We start from the raw sequence: 14377 nt of genomic DNA, 5'->3' as shown, positions 1-14377 counted from the left end.
TAGTAGACCTTACGAACAGGATTTGTGCAACTGTTCCGCGCGATTCCGCGGGCAGGGTTACCGAAACGTGACATCATGCCGACCGCGGCGGTTCGTCGTCCGCCGCCATCCGGAGCAGCCGCTCGACGAGCCCGGCGACGATCCCCTCCCGGGTCTCGACGGTCATGGGCTTGCCGGGAACCCCCGGTCGCCGCTGCTCGGGCGACGGCCCGTCCAGCGGACGATACCGCACGCCCACCGCGGCGAGGCGCCGCAGATGCGTGGGCAGCCGCCGGGCGAAGTCCGCGAAGGGCGCGGGCTCTCCCCCGTCCCACAACCGCTCCGCGATCGCGGCGAGGCGCGGGAACATCGCGAAGTCGACCCGGTCCCTGCTCGGCAGGTGCTCCGTCCAGATGTTCGCCTGCCCGCCGACCGCGCCGTCGACGACCTCGAACGAGTACGCGCGCTCGATGGTCAGCGGGGGCCCGACGCGGATGGGCTCCTCGGCCGATTCGGACTGCGGGTAGTCGAGGTACACCTCGAGATCCGGGCACCCGACAACGGGGATCCCCCGCCGCAGTGCCTCGCGCATGGCGACCGATCCGCGCCAGGCGAGGATGCGCACGCCCTCCGGGACCTCGCCCTCCAGCACCTCGTCCCAGGCGAGTGCCGTCCGTCCCCTGCGGCGGACGTGCGCGACGAAGTGCGCCGTGAACCAGGGCTGGACGTCGTGCGCGGCGGCCAGCCCGAGCTCCCGCATCCGCGCGGCGGCCGTGGCGCTGTCGGCCCATTCGGTCACCGGGACCTCGTCGCCGCCGATCCCGATCCATGCGGACGGGAACACGTCGCACAGCGCATCGATGGCGGCACGGCCGAAGGCCAGCGCCTCCTCGGTCGGCGCGAGGGTGCGCGCGTTCACGCCGAAACGCTCCCACGGCCCGGTGGGCGGCGTCCCGACGTCGAGGTTGCCCAGCTCCGGGTACGCGGCGAGCGCGGCCTGGATGTGTCCCGGCAGCTCCACCTCTGGCACGAGAGTGACGAAGCGCTCGGCCGCATACCGCACGAGGTCGCGCAGCTCGGCGGTCGTGTAGAAGCCCTCGTGCACGCCGGGCTCGACCGTGGCCTCAGGGCCGTGGCCGCGTTGCGTGGCCTCGCGCCGCGCACCGACCTCGGTCAGGCGCGGATACCCCGGCACCTCGAACCGCCAGCCCTGATCGTCCGTCAGGTGCAGGTGCAGGATGCTGAGGTGGTGATCGGCGAGCAGGTCGATGAGACGACGTACGTCTTCCGCAGGGCGGAAGTGGCGCGCCACGTCGAGCATCGCTCCACGCCAGGCGTAGGCGGGAGAGCCCTCCCAGCGCCCTGCCGGGATCGTCGCGGGGAGAGCGGGGTCGTGGTCCGGGTCGCGGAGCTGACGGAGCGTGGTCGCGCCGCGGAAGACCCCCTCCGGCGTCGCCCCCGCGATCTCGATCCCCGAGGCCGTCGCGGTCACGCGGAAGGCCTCGGGGCCATGGCGCCCTGCCGCGGATGCCGCGGCGCCCAGCTCCGAATCGATCACGAGGCGGATGGCGGGCAGCGTGTCGTCCGCTCCCCCGCCGCCGAGTCGTGCGACGGCCGCGGCCAACTCCGGCGCCGCCTCGATCGGCGTCGACGGGGTCCATCGGAAGCCCGGAGCCAGGGAGTCGATCTCTGCGACGACGTGCGGCACCGTCGCGCGCGGAGCCGAGGGGGGCATCCGCAGCGCGCGGCCGGCGACCGCACCGGCGGGGTCGCCGTCGATGACGACCGGCACACCGCCGACGAGAACCTCGCGCACACCCTGCGGCGCACCGTGCGGGTCGTCGAACGTGGCTCCGGCCGCGATCGTCTCCGGGTCGAACAGCACCAGGTCGGCGGTGGCGCCCTCGCGGAGCACACCGCGCGGCGCGTCACCGCGGTCGAGGCCCAGGCGGGCGGCCGGGTTGCCGGAGAGATGGCGGACGGCCTCCTCGAGGCTCAGCACCCCCAGGTCCCTGACGTAGTGACCGAGGTAGCGAGGGAATGTGCCGCGGCCGCGCGGGTGCGGCCGGGCACCGATGAGGATGCCGTCGCTGCCTCCGGAGTGCCGCGGGTGCCGCATGATGGCGCGGACGTTGTCCTCGTCGCCGATGTGCATGAGCACGCCGGTGGCGCCCGCATCGGCGAGGATCGTGTCGATCACGACGTCCACGGCGCGCTGCCCGGTCTCCGCCGCGATGGCGGCGATCGTGCGGCCGACGAGGCCGGCCAGAGCGGGGGTGCCCGTCCCCGAGATCTGGATCACCGACCAGTCCGCCACCTCGCCGTGGAACCCGTCGCAGCCGATCTCCTCCAGCTCGACGCGGACGGCCTCGCGCCCCTCCGCATCCAGGCCGGCCAGGACGCCCAGCAGGTCGCCGGTCGCCGCCAGCCTGCTCGGCAGGAGCGCCGCGAGAGTGGTCGCCCCCGGGAGGTACGGGTAGGTGTCCAGCGTCACGTCGACGCCGTCGGCCGTCGCCTCGTCGACGAGCGCCAGCAGCTCCGCGGCACGCCCGCGGTTCGGCGCGAAGTTCATGGTCGCGTGCGTGAGATGGACGGGACACCCGGTACGGCGGCCGATCTCGATCGCCTCGCGATACGCATCCAGCGCCGCCCGTCCGTAGCTGCGGGTGTGCGGCGCCCAGTAGCCGCCGCGCTCCGCGACCACTCGGCAGAGCGCCTCCAGCTCGGCGACGTCGGCGTACATCCCCGGGGTGTAGGTCAGGCCGCTCGACATGCCGAAGGCCCCGGCATCCAGGGCCTGGCCGAGGAGGTCGGCCATCGCCACGATCTCGGCGGGGGTCGCCCGACGGTCATCGTGCCCGACCACCATCATCCGGAGGTTGCCCTGCGGCACCAGCACCGCGGCGTTGGCCACCGCGGCGACGTCGATCGCCTCCAGGAAATCGTCCATCGACCGCCACGGGACCTCCGCCGGCCGCCCGTTCCAGCCCGCGATCTGGGCGGGGATGACGGCGGCGGTCGCCTCGTCCAGCGGCGCGTAGCCCAGGCCGTCCTGGCCGAGCACCTCCGTCGTGACCCCCTGACGGATCTTGGCGTCGTGCGCGGCGCCCTGGAGCACCGCGAGGTCGCTATGCGCGTGCATGTCGATGAAACCAGGCGCCAGGACGAGGCCGGACGCGTCGACCTCGACCGCGTCGTCCGGCAGCTCGATCCGGGCGGCATCGCCCTCGCGGATGACGGCGACGACCCTGGCCCCCTCCACCGCGACGTCCGCGACGAAGCGCGGGGCGCCGGTGCCGTCGACGACGGTCGCCCGCCGGTAGACGCGTACGAGGCCCGCCGCCGCCTTCTCCGCGCTCAGAAGCATGTCGCCACCGCCCCGATCACTCGCGGGTCCGCGGCATCGGGGTCGTCGATCACGGCGACGACGCGCCATTTGTCGAAGGCGGTGCACGGGTGCGAGAGGCCGAGGCGCACGACCTCGCCGACCGCGACGGTCGCCCCGTCGGCGGGTCGGAGGAAGGCGTGCTGGTCATTCAGGGCCGTCACGGTGCCGGCGACCGACTGCGGCACCGGGAGGTCGATGTCGAACGGCACGTCCCGCCGCCCGGCGTCGAGCAGGGCGAGGCCGGGTTCGGGCTGCGAGACCACCCGCGACCACGCGTGCATCGCGGAGCGCAGCGGGGCGGTGTCCGTGAGCGGACCGAACGGCGACATGCGGGAGTAGAAGCCGTCGTCGTGGATCTGGAAGGCACCGGAGCGCAGCACGACCTCGGCGTCCGCTCCCGCGGCGCCGAGGACCGCGGCGGCGCGATCGGGGAAGGAGCTGCCGCCCGCGCTGAGCACGGGGCGGACGCCGTCGGGGTACTCCAGTCGGCGATGCAGCTCGACGAGGGTGGCCAGGAAGCCGTCCACCGCGGCGACTGACGCCGCGGAGCGATCGGGGCCGAAGGGGCCTTCGTAGCCCGTCACTCCGGCGAGGCGGAGACCGGGGGCGGCCATGATCGCCGCGGCGATGCGCTCGCCCTCCGCCACGGTCCGCGCACCCGTGCGCCCCTGTGCACCGCCGAGCTCCACGAGCACGTCCAGCGGACGCGGGGCGTCCGCGAGGGCGTCGGCGAGGATCGCCACGCCGGCGAGGGAGTCCGCCCCGCACAGGATCCGCAGGCCTTCGTCGGCCGCGAGCAGCGCCCCGAGCTCACGGGCCGCAGCGCCGTCGGTCACCCCGTTGGCGATGAGCACCGTCGGGACACCGGCGTCGACGGCGACGCGGGCCTGCCACGGCGTCGCCACGGAGATCCCCCAGGCCCCGGCGTCCAGCAAGCGCTGCCACAGCGCGGGCGCCATGGTGGTCTTGCCGTGCGGGGCGAGGTGGACGCCCTCGCGCGCGGCCCAGCCGAACACCGTGTCCTCGTTGTGCGCGATCGCGTCGGCATGCACCGTGAGCGCCGGCGTGCCGAGGTCCGAGAGGCGCAGCCCCGCACCGCCGACCTCCGACAGACGCAGCCCGGCGGCGTGCGCCGGGAACCCCTTCGCCCAGGCGCCGAGGACGGGATCCGGAATTTGTAGAGGCATCTAACAAGGCTACTAGGCTGGCGGCATGACCGCGAAGACACGAGTTTCCACCGACGCCGCCCCCGCTCCCGCGCACACGTTCTCCCAGGGCGTCCGCAAGGGCCCGATCGTCCAGGTCTCCGGCCAGGGCCCCGTCGACCCGCAGACCAACGAGTACCTGTACCCGGGCGACGTCGCGGCGCAGACCACCCGCACGCTCGAGAACGTCAAGGCCATCGTGGAGGCCTCCGGCGCCACGTTCGACGATGTCGTGATGCTGCGCGTGTACCTCACCACGCGCGAGGACTTCCCGATCATGAACGAGGCCTACGGCGCGTTCGTCGAGGCCCACACGACCAGCGGCGTGCTGCCCTCGCGCACCACCGTCTTCACCGGTCTTCCCCGCGAGGAGATGCTCGTCGAGATCGACGGGCTCGCCGTCATCGACTGACCCCCGACACCCCTGGCGAACGGGGAGGCACCTTATCAGGACCGTTGCCTCCCCGTTACCAGCCATCCCGTACCATGGACGACAGGACACGTCGAGACTGCGGGGGGTGTAGTTCGTGACCGATCTGATTTCCACGCCGGGCACTGCGACGGGGGCACAGCCCGACGATGCGACACCGACGAGCGTCTTGACGCCGGAGGCGGCGACCGACACGGCCCCGCCGCAGACCGGCGAGCAGCCCCTGGCCTGGGCTCCCGTCGAGCCGGCCCCGAAGAAACGCCGCCTCGGCCTGTGGATCGGTCTCGGCCTCGGCGTGGTCGCGCTCGGCGCCGGCGCCGCCTCGATGATCCTCATCGCCCCCGGCACCACCGTCGCGGGCATCCCGGTGGGCTGGATGACTCCCGGTGCCGCCGCCGAGACGATCAGCTCGCACCTCGCCCAGACCGAGGTCACCCTCACGGGCGACGGCGACGACGCCGTGCTCACCGGCGCCGACCTGGGGGCGACCGCCGACGCCACGGCCCTCGCCGATGCCGCGTTCTCGGCGCATCCGATGTGGAATCTCGGCGTCTGGATGGGCGACCCCGTGCCCGCGGACATCGTCCTCGACCCGGAGACCGCATCCGCCGCGCTCCGGGCGGCCGTCCCCGGGAGCTTCGTCGACCCGGTCGACGCCGCCGTGGTCTTCGACGCCGCGAAGGGCACCTACACCGTCACTCCGTCCGTTCCCGGCACCGGTGTCGACGTAGCCGATCTGAACGCTGCTTTCGTCGAGGCTGTCGGCGACGGACGCACGACCTTCGAGTACCCGGGCAGCCCTGTCGAAGCCCTGCCCGCCGTGTCCGACGACGACGCGACGGCCACCGCCACCACCCTCAACACCATGCTGTCCACCATCGGCTTCTACGTCGGCAAGGAGCGCACCGTCCCGGTCTCCCCCGCGGTCGCCGCGTCCTGGCTGACCGTGGTCGACGAAGACGGCCAGCTCCGCATCGAGGCGGATCCGGCGGCGATCCAGACCACCGTCGACACGCTGCCCGCCGCCGTGGACCGCGCGCCCGTGAACGCGACCAACATCGTCGACTCCGCGGGGAATGTGCTGCGCGCCGAGAAGGAGGGCGCCACCGGACGCGCCCTGGGAGACACCGACCGCATCGCCGACGACTTCGCGACGCAGCTTGCCGCGGGCGACGGCACCTTCGCGCTCTCCGTGACCGAGACGCCGTTCGAGACGACGAACCTGTTCCGCCGTGCGGAGATCAACCTCAGCACGCAGCGCGCCTACCTCTTCGAGAACGACAAGGTCGTGCAGTCCTGGGCGGTCTCGACGGGCCTGCCCGGTACGCCGACGCCGACCGGCAACTTCAAGGTCTTCGCGCACACGTCGATGCAGGACATGGGCTGCTACGAAGGTGCGCCGTACTGCACCGAGGACGTGCCCTGGATCACGTGGTTCGCCCCGAACATCGGCTTCCACGGCACCTACTGGCACAACAACTTCGGCAACCGGATGAGCCACGGCTGCGTGAACCTGCCGATCGACCTCGCCAAGTACGTCTACGACTGGTCCCCCGTGGGCCTCGAGGTCTCCGTCTACAACTGACCCGGTTCGCGTGCCGAGCACAGCTTCGGAGACGCGGAACGACACGCCGCCGAGGCGTCCCCTCTCCCAGGTGTCGCGGTCGCGCTCCGCAGTCGTGCTCGGGCCTGGCGGAGGGCGGACAGCGAGAAGGGGGCGGATGCCGCAGCATCCGCCCCCTTCCGTCGTCTCAGCGCAGGGCGTCGACGATCTCGTTGAGCGTCGTGGACGGGCGCATGACCGCCGCTACGAGCTTCTCGTCCGGGCGGTAGTACCCGCCGATCTCCACCGGCTTGCCCTGCACCGCGTTGAGCTCGGAGACGATGGCCTCCTCGTTCGCTGCGAGCTTCTCGGCGACCGGGGCGAAGGCCGCGGCGAGCTCCGGATCCTTCGTCTGCTTCGCCAGCTCCTGCGCCCAGTACAGCCCCAGGTAGAAGTGGCTGCCGCGGTTGTCGATCGTGCCGAGCGCGCGGCCCGGCGAGCGGTCCTCCTCGAGGAAGGTACCGGTCGCGGCGTCCAGCGTCTCGGCGAGCACGCGGGCCTTCTCGTTGCCCGTGCGGTCGGCGAAGTGCTCGAGCGAGGCGGCCAGCGCGAAGAACTCGCCCAGCGAGTCCCAGCGCAGGTAGTTCTGCTCGACCAGCTGCTGCACGTGCTTCGGAGCGGAGCCACCGGCACCCGTCTCGAACAGTCCGCCGCCGGCGAGCAGCGGCACGATCGAGAGCATCTTGGCGCTCGTGCCGACCTCGAGGATCGGGAACAGGTCGGTGAGGTAGTCGCGCAGCACGTTGCCCGTCACCGAGATGGTGTCGAGACCGTGACGCATGCGCGCCAGCGTGTACCGCGTCGCCTCCTCCGGCGCGAGGATCGTGATCGTCAGGCCCTTGGTGTCGAGCGTGGCGAGGCCCTGGTGCACCTTCGCGATGATCTGGGCATCGTGCGAGCGGTTCGCGTCGAGCCAGAACACCGCGGGCACGCCGGTCGCACGGGCACGGCTGACGGCGAGCTTGACCCAGTCCATGACCGGGATGTGCTTGGTCTGCGTCGCGCGCCAGATGTCGCCCTTGCCGACCTCGTGCTCGATGAGGACGGTGCCTTCGCTGTCCAGCACCTGGACGATGCCGTCCGCCGCGATCTCGAACGTCTTGTCGTGGCTGCCGTATTCCTCGGCCGCCTGCGCCATGAGACCCACGTTCGGCACGGTGCCGATGGTGGCCGGGTCGAGCGGGCCGTTCGCGATCACATCGTCGATCACCGCCTGGTAGACGCTCGCGTAGGACGAGTCGGGGATGACCGCGATCGTGTCGGCCTCCTCGCCGTCCTTGCCCCAGAGCTTGCCGCCGTTGCGGACGAGCGCCGGCATGGACGCGTCGACGATGACATCGCTCGGCACGTGCAGGTTGGTGATCCCCTTGTCGGAGTTCACGTACGACAGACGCGGCCCCTCGGCGATGGCCTTGTCGAACGCCGCAGCGATCTCCTCGCCGCCGGTGACGTTCGCCAGGCCCGCGAGGATGGAGCCGAGGCCGTCGTTCGCGCTCAGTCCGGCCTCGGCGAGCTGCGTGCCGTACTGGTCGAAGACATCCTTGAAGAACGCCTTCACCACGTGGCCGAAGATGATCGGGTCGCTGACCTTCATCATCGTCGCCTTGAGGTGCACCGAGTAGAGCACGTCGTCGGCCTTGGCCTCCGCGAGGGTGTCCGCGAGGAAGGCGTCCAGCTCCTTCGCGGAGAGGAACGTCGCGTCGATGATCTCGCGCGGGAGGACCTTGAGTCCTTCCTTGAGGACCGTGACGGTGCCGTCCTTCGCCGTGTGGCGGAAGGAGAGGACGTCGTCGTGAGCGGCGACCCACGAGCGCTCGTTGTGCTTGAAGTCGTCGTGGCCGAGGGTCGCGACGCGGGTCTTCGAGCCCTCGGCGAACGGCTTGTTGCGGTGCGGGTGCTTCTTGGCGTAGTTCTTCACCGCGAGCGGCGCGCGGCGGTCGCTGTTGCCCTCGCGCAGCACCGGGTTCACTGCGGAGCCCTTGATGCGGTCGTAGCGGGCGCGGACGTCCTTCTCCTCCAGCGACGAGGGCTCGTCCGGGAAGTCGGGGACGTCGTAGCCCTGCTGCTGCAGTTCCGCGATGGCGGCCTTGAGCTGCGGGATCGACGCGGAGATGTTCGGCAGCTTGATGATGTTCGCCTCGGGGAGCGTGGCGAGGCCGCCGAGTTCGGCCAGCGCGTCGCCGACCTGCTGCTCCGGGGTGAGCTTCTGGGGGAAGGCGGCGAGGATGCGGCCGGCCAGAGAGATGTCCCGCGTCTCGAATTCGATGCCCGCCTGGCCCGTGTAGGCCTGGATGATCGGCAGGAACGAGGCGGTGGCCAGCGCCGGTGCCTCGTCGGTGTAGGTGTAGATGATGGCGTCGTCGGTCACCGGGAGGTTCTCCGTTCACGAGGGCTATTTGTCTCGATACCAAGATACCTGAGCGGCCCTCGCCCCGAAGCGGCGCTCCCGGCGACAGGGTCCGGCACGTGACCGGTCCGTGAAAAGTCCGCCCGAGTGATGAATGCGGTGAGCGGAGGGGCTAGCCTGGGGGCATGTCCGAACTGCGCATGGTCGAACTCTCCGCCGCGACGATCGTCGCCGTGAACAACCTGTCGCTCAAGCCCGGACAGGAGCAGTTCCTCGCGCCCGTCTCGTACGGCATCGCGGCCACCGTCATCAACCCGCAGACCTCCTGGCAGCGGGTGATCCTGGACCGCAACGAGGTCGTGGGCTTCGTCAGCGCCAACTTCGACGACGAGGCCCCGGAGGAGCACTTCCGCTCCGTGCTGTGGCGCATCAACGTCGACGCGGACGACCAGGGTCGCGGCATCGGCCGCTTCGCCGTCGAGAACCTCATCGACGAAGCGCGCACCCGCGGCGTCGACCACGTCAATGTGATCTACGAAGCGGGCGAGGACGGCCCGGAGGCCTTCTTCCGTCGCGTCGGCTTCACCCCCGTCGGGGAGACGGCCTACGGCGAGGTCATCGCCGAGATCCGCGTCCCCTCCTGAGACCGGCGGCGGGGTCTCGAATCCCCTCCCCCATCGAGACTCCGTCGCCCTCGGATCCCGCCGGACGGCTCGACCTCGATCCTCCTCAGCGCTGACCGTTGCCGTCCGGAGGCGTGCCCTTGCCCCGGCGACTGTTCCACGCGGCGAGCGCTGAGGCGGCAGCACCTGCTGCGCGGTCGATGGCCTCCGCGGAGCGGTGCAGCATGTCCTGCGCGGCGTCCTGCCAGGCCGCGGTCGGAGGTGCCTCGCCCGTCTGGACCTTCGCCGCGTGCTCGGCGGCCTCGAACGCCCGCTCCAGCTCCGCGACAGCGTCGCGGTACGCCGCGTACTCGGCGGCGGTCACCCGGCCCGTCGTCTGCCGACGCGCCTCGACCGCGGCACCGGCGGCCCGCAGGTAGGCCGCCGTCTCCGGACGCTTCACGTCCGTCATCTCGGGATAGGTGATCTGCAACGCGGGGTCTGTCTCATACCGCATCCACCGCGCGGTCACCGCGTCGTGCTCCGCATACAGGCGCTCCAGCGGCCGCGGCGCGGAGCCGGCGGGGATCGCGGCGCGAGCGGCGTTCACCCTAACCCGCCGGGCGCGGACGTCGGCCGCCGCGGCCCTGGCGTCGCGCTCACGCTCCTTGAGCATGCGTCGGGCGCCGGACACCTGCTCCGCGCTCGCCCGCTGCGCGGCCCGCTCGGCGGAGACCCGGGCGAGGTCGGCCCGTGCCACCTTCAGGGCCGTCCGTCGCACCACCGCGCGCTGCTGGGCCTCGCGGAGGTCGTGCCGGGCCGCGTCATACTCCAGCCGGCGGCCGCTGCGGGTGTTGCGCCGACGGACGCCGATCGCGCCCGCGGTCACCCCGGCGGCGGCGGTCGGCGCGAGCCACCACCACTCCGCGACGAGGAGGAAGGGGTCCATCCCTCGATGCTACCGATCCCGGCGCACCCGCGCCCGGACGAGGAAGCCCCGGCATCCGTACGGATGCCGGGGCCACTGTCGCGTCAGGACGTCAGACGAGCGTCTCCTGCCAGGCCGCGTGCAGCTGGGCGAACTTCCCGGTGCCGCCGATGAGGGCGGCGGGGGTGTCGTCCTCGATGATCCGGCCGTGCTCCATCACGAGCACACGGTCAGCGATCGCCACCGTCGACAGCCGGTGCGCGATGATGATCGCCGTCCGGTCGGCCAGCAGCGTCTGCAGCGCGTCCTGGATCAGCCGCTCAGACGGGATGTCCAGCGAGGCCGTCGCCTCGTCGAGGATCAGCACCGCCGGGTCGGCGAGGAAGGCGCGGGCGAACGAGATGAGCTGTCGCTGCCCTGCCGAGACACGACCACCGCGCTTGTTCACGTCGGTGTCGTACCCGTCAGGCAGCGCCGAGATGAACGCGTCGGCGCCCACCGCCCGCGCCGCCTCGCGGATCTCGTCCAGAGTCGCATCCGGGCGCCCGAGCGCGATGTTGTCGGCGACGGTCCCGCTGAACAGGTACGCCTCCTGCGTGACCATGACGATCGCGCGGCGGAGGTCCTTCGGGTGCAGCGACCGCAGATCGACCCCATCGAGGGTCACCGTTCCCGCGGACGGGTCGTAGAACCGGGAGATGAGCTTGGCCAGCGTGGACTTGCCCGCCCCCGTCGTCCCGACCAGCGCGATCGTCTGCCCGGCGGGGATGTCGAGCGAGAAGTTCGGCAGGATCGTCTTGTCCTCGTTGTACGCGAACGTGACCTCGTCGAAGCGGATGTGCCCCCGGGACTCCCAGAGGTCCACCGGCTTCTCGGGGTCCGGCACCGTCGGCACCTCCTCCAGGACGCCCGACACCTTCTCCAGCGCCGCGGTGGCGGACTGGTAGGAGTTGAGGAACATCGCGATCTCCTGCATCGGAGCGAAGAAGTTGCGCACGTAGAGCACGGCGGACAGCAGCACGCCGACCGTCAGGGCCCCCTCCGAGACCCGGATGCCGCCCCACAGCACGACCACGCCCAGGACGAGCGCCGCGACGCCCATGAGCCCCGGCTCGAACGTGCCGAACAGCAGCATCGAGCGGCGGTTCACGTCCCGGTACTCGCCGGCCACGCCCTGGAAGGCCTCGTCGTTGCGCGGCTCCTTCCGGAAGGCCTTGACCGCGCGGATGCCCGTCATGGTCTCCACGAACTGCACGATCACCTTCGCGCTGATCACCCGGGACTCGCGGTACACGAGCTGGGAGCGCGAGTAGAACCAGCGCATGAGGAAGAACAGCGGCACGCCGCCGATCGCGAGGATCAGACCGGACTGCCAGTCCCACACGCACAGGGCGATGAACGTGAAGACACCGAAGAGCACGCCGGAGACGAGCTCGTTCAGGCCGCCGTCGAGGAGTTCCTTGATGGAGTCCAGGTCGCTCGTCTGGCGCGAGATGATCCGCCCAGACGTGTACGACTCGTGGAACTCCAGGCTCAGACGCTGGGTGTGCAGGAAGATGCGCTTGCGCAGGTCCAGCAGCACGGCCTGGGTCAGCTTGGCCGCGATGATGACGTACCAGGCGATGAGCACGGCGGCCAGAGCCCCGGCGAGCAGATAGATCCCGCCGACGACGAAGGTGGGCATCCAGTCGGCATCGTCGAGCACCGCCGGGAGAGCGCGGTCGAGGCCGATGCTGATGAGGATCGGCCCGGCCACCTGCAGCGCCGTCGAGATGACGAGCACCGTGGCGGCGAGCACGATCTGCGGCTTGAGCGGGCGCACGAGCGAGCCGAGCAGCCGCAGCGAGCGACGGCGGATCGCCCTGCTCTCCTCCGTGGTGAGGCGGGAGCGGTCCTCGTCCTGGGTTCCGGTGAGGGAGCTCATCGCTGCACCTCCTCTCCTGCGAATCGGGACGCGCTTCCCGGCGCCTCGTCGTCGGCCTCCTGGCGGATGCCGTCCTGCACGGTGTCGTGGATCTCCGACTGCTCGTCGCGGATGATCGGGATGGCGCCGGTGCGAGCCGCCTCCTCGGCCTCCAAGCTGGAGATGACGTGCCGGTAGTGCCGGCTCGTCTTCAGCAGCTCGGTGTGCGTGCCGACCGCGGTGATCCGGCCGTCCTCCAGCAGCGCCACGCGATCGGCGAGGGCCACGGTGGACGGACGGTGTGCGACGATCATCGCCGTGGTGTCGGCGAGCACGTGCCGCAGCGCCTCCTCGACGAGGGCCTCGGTGTCGACGTCCAGCGCCGACAGCGGGTCGTCCAGGACGAGCACCCGCGGCGTGGCGGCCACCGCTCGGGCGAGGGCGAGCCGCTGGCGCTGCCCGCCGGACAGGCTCAGTCCCTCTTCGCCGATGACCGTCTCGACGCCCTCGGGGAGCGTGTCGACGAAGGCGGCCTGCGCGACGTCGAGCGCCTCGCGCAGGACGCGCTCGGCTTCGGGGCTGTGCACGTCGAGGTCGGCGCGCCCGAGCAGGACGTTCTCGCGGACCGAGGCGGAGAAGAGCGTCGCGTCCTCGAACGCCATCGCGATGTGCTCGCGCAGCTCGGCGAGGGTGAGGTCGCGCACGTCGACGCCGTCGAGCGTGACCCGCCCTCCCGTCACGTCGTAGAGCCGCGTCGGCAGGGTCGTCAACGTGGTCTTGCCGCTGCCGGTGAGCCCGACCAGCGCCATGGTCTCCCCCGGTCGGAGGACGAGGTCGATGCCGTCGAGCAGGTCCCGCTCGTCGGGGGCCGCGTCCTGGTAGCGGAAGTGCGCGTTCTCGAACGCGAGCTCGCCGCGCGGGTTCTCGATGTGCACGGGGTTCGCGGGGTCGGTGATGGTGTTCGTCTCCGAGAAGATGTCGAACACGCGGTCCGTCGCCGTGCGCGCGTCGAGCATGAACGAGAAGAGGAAGCCGATCGACTCGATGGGCCAGCGCAGCACGACGGCCATCGCGAAGAAGGCGAAGAGCTCCGCCGAGGTGATCGCGTCCTGCGAGATGAGCCAGATGCCGGACATCAGGCTCAGGCCGAAGGCGATCTGTGGCATGAGGTCGAGCCAGAACCAGATCGAGGCGATGGCTCGGGCCTTGCTCATCTCGGTCTCGCGCAGCGTCTCGGCCTGACGGCTGAAGCGGCGGAGGGCGTGCGTGCCCCGTCCGAACGCCTTGAGCACCCGGATGCCGTGCACGCTCTCCTCGACGCTCGTGGCGAGGTCGCCGGCCTGGTCCTGGCTGCGCCGCGTGAGGGCGCCGTAGCGCTTCTCGAACAGGTAGCCGCGGATCCACAGCGGGATCGCCGTCACGAGGAAGATCGTGCCCAGCAGCCAGTGCCAGCGGAACAGCAGGACGGAGCCGATGAGGATCGTCAGCACGTTCACGACGAGAAGCACGAGGCCGAAGGCGAGCCACCGGCGGATCAGGCCGATGTCCTGCATCATGCGGCTGAGCAGCTGGCCGGACTGCCACCGGTCGTGGAAGGCGACCGGGAGGGTCTGCAGTCGCGAGTAGAGCTCGGTGCGCATGCGGTACTCGACCTGCGTGGCCGGGAACAGCACGAACTGCCGGCGGAGCCAGACCATGAGCGCCTCGCCGAGGCCGAGGGCGAACACGGCGAGCGCGCCCCAGACGATCGCGTCGAGCGCTCCGGACTGCACCGGCCCGCCGATGATCTGTTCGAGCACGATGGGGATCATCAGCGCGATGAGCGCGGCCGCGAGCGCGCTGGCGGCACCGCCGGCGAGACGCCAGATGACCGGCTTCACGAAAGGCTTGAGCCGCCACAGCGCGGCGGGCGTGGAGAGGGAGGACGAGGGGGACGGTTTCTGCGCGGAAGACGTGGAAGACATGTCTCTCAGAGGAGTCGAGGGTGAGAAG

Annotated in this window: 9 protein-coding genes; 3 read left to right on the top strand and 6 right to left on the bottom strand. The window is 71.2% G+C overall.

Annotation, left to right across the window (positions count from 1 at the left end; translation table 11 throughout):
- Nucleotides 1-73: 73 nt before the first annotated feature.
- A complete protein-coding gene (locus tag AB0310_RS00980) occupies nt 74-3346 on the bottom strand; it encodes a family 20 glycosylhydrolase (protein WP_366236387.1) in 3273 nt (1090 codons plus the stop codon).
- Nucleotides 3337-4554 (bottom strand): type III PLP-dependent enzyme domain-containing protein, encoded by a 1218-nt coding sequence (locus tag AB0310_RS00975; RefSeq protein ID WP_366236386.1) that lies wholly within the window; start codon nt 4552-4554, stop codon nt 3337-3339. Before AB0310_RS00975 ends, AB0310_RS00980 begins: the two co-directional genes overlap by 10 nt.
- 25 nt (nt 4555-4579) lie before the next feature.
- On the opposite strand from AB0310_RS00975, the gene AB0310_RS00970 reads away from it, so the two are divergent.
- On the top strand, nt 4580-4984 hold the full coding sequence (locus tag AB0310_RS00970; protein WP_187663468.1) for a RidA family protein: 405 nt from the start codon (nt 4580-4582) through the stop codon (nt 4982-4984).
- A 115-nt stretch (nt 4985-5099) separates the two neighbouring features.
- Complete coding sequence (locus AB0310_RS00965) at nt 5100-6587, top strand: L,D-transpeptidase family protein (protein ID WP_366236385.1); 1488 nt, start codon at nt 5100-5102, stop codon at nt 6585-6587.
- 166 nt (nt 6588-6753) lie between these two features.
- On the opposite strand, the gene AB0310_RS00960 is transcribed toward AB0310_RS00965, so the two are convergent.
- Nucleotides 6754-8973: an NADP-dependent isocitrate dehydrogenase gene (locus tag AB0310_RS00960; RefSeq protein WP_366236384.1), complete on the bottom strand. Its 2220-nt coding sequence runs from the start codon at nt 8971-8973 to the stop codon at nt 6754-6756.
- 164 nt (nt 8974-9137) lie between these two features.
- On the opposite strand from AB0310_RS00960, the gene AB0310_RS00955 reads away from it, so the two are divergent.
- On the top strand, nt 9138-9596 hold the full coding sequence (locus AB0310_RS00955; RefSeq protein ID WP_101847088.1) for a GNAT family N-acetyltransferase: 459 nt from the start codon (nt 9138-9140) through the stop codon (nt 9594-9596).
- 85 nt (nt 9597-9681) lie between these two features.
- Here the strand turns inward: AB0310_RS00955 and AB0310_RS00950 are convergent, their stop codons facing one another.
- From AB0310_RS00950 to AB0310_RS00940, 3 genes are all read right to left on the bottom strand, one after another.
- Nucleotides 9682-10503 carry a hypothetical protein gene (locus AB0310_RS00950; protein ID WP_187663466.1) on the bottom strand — a complete coding sequence of 274 codons (822 nt, stop codon included), beginning with the start codon at nt 10501-10503 and terminating at the stop codon, nt 9682-9684.
- A gap of 91 nt (nt 10504-10594) precedes the next feature.
- On the bottom strand, nt 10595-12406 hold the full coding sequence (locus AB0310_RS00945; RefSeq protein WP_060923216.1) for an ABC transporter ATP-binding protein: 1812 nt from the start codon (nt 12404-12406) through the stop codon (nt 10595-10597).
- A complete protein-coding gene (locus AB0310_RS00940; protein ID WP_232089190.1) occupies nt 12403-14349 on the bottom strand; it encodes an ABC transporter ATP-binding protein in 1947 nt (648 codons plus the stop codon). The genes AB0310_RS00945 and AB0310_RS00940 overlap by 4 nt, the downstream gene beginning before the upstream one ends.
- Nucleotides 14350-14377 lie beyond the last annotated feature (28 nt).

The sequence above is a fragment of the Microbacterium meiriae genome (genome assembly GCF_040702565.1).
In the GTDB taxonomy this organism is placed as follows: Bacteria; Actinomycetota; Actinomycetes; order Actinomycetales; family Microbacteriaceae; genus Microbacterium; species Microbacterium meiriae.
This window is presented reverse-complemented; position numbering and strand designations above follow the sequence as displayed.